1 protein-coding gene and 1 pseudogene are annotated in these 325 nt (G+C 65.5%); both read left to right on the forward strand.

Annotated elements, in window-relative coordinates; translation table 11 throughout:
- Window positions 1–145 (forward strand): annotated as a pseudogene (locus tag ABD366_RS40245) (UTP--glucose-1-phosphate uridylyltransferase); the annotation flags it as partial.
- Between the two features lie 19 nt (window positions 146–164).
- On the forward strand, window positions 165–308 hold the full coding sequence (locus ABD366_RS40250; RefSeq protein ID WP_324769424.1) for a hypothetical protein: 144 nt from the start codon (window positions 165–167) through the stop codon (window positions 306–308).
- Window positions 309–325: the final 17 nt, after the last annotated feature.

Here is a 325-nt window from a genome sequence, read left to right on the forward strand (position 1 = left end):
CGTCTTCAAGGGCCGGCGCTATGACACCGGCGACCGCGGCGACTATCTGCGTGCCATCGTCCAACTGGCCGCCGAGCGCGAGGACTTGGGCCCGGACTTCCGCACCTGGCTGCGTAGCTACGTCACCGACGAACTTCCCTCCTGAGAGGACGGAACCAGGTCAAGTGGACGAAGCACCACAGGGTCAGGACGACTCTGTCCGCTCGTACGACGAGGACAGCTCGGAGGCGAGGCTTCCCCTCGGTCCGCTCGCGCTGCTCGCCGTGTTCATCGTGATCGTCCTGTCCGTGAACTGGCCGCACACCTGAGAGCCACAGCACGACAG

This window comes from Streptomyces kunmingensis, from assembly GCF_039533535.1.
GTDB classification, from domain to species: domain Bacteria; phylum Actinomycetota; class Actinomycetes; order Streptomycetales; family Streptomycetaceae; genus Streptomyces; species Streptomyces kunmingensis.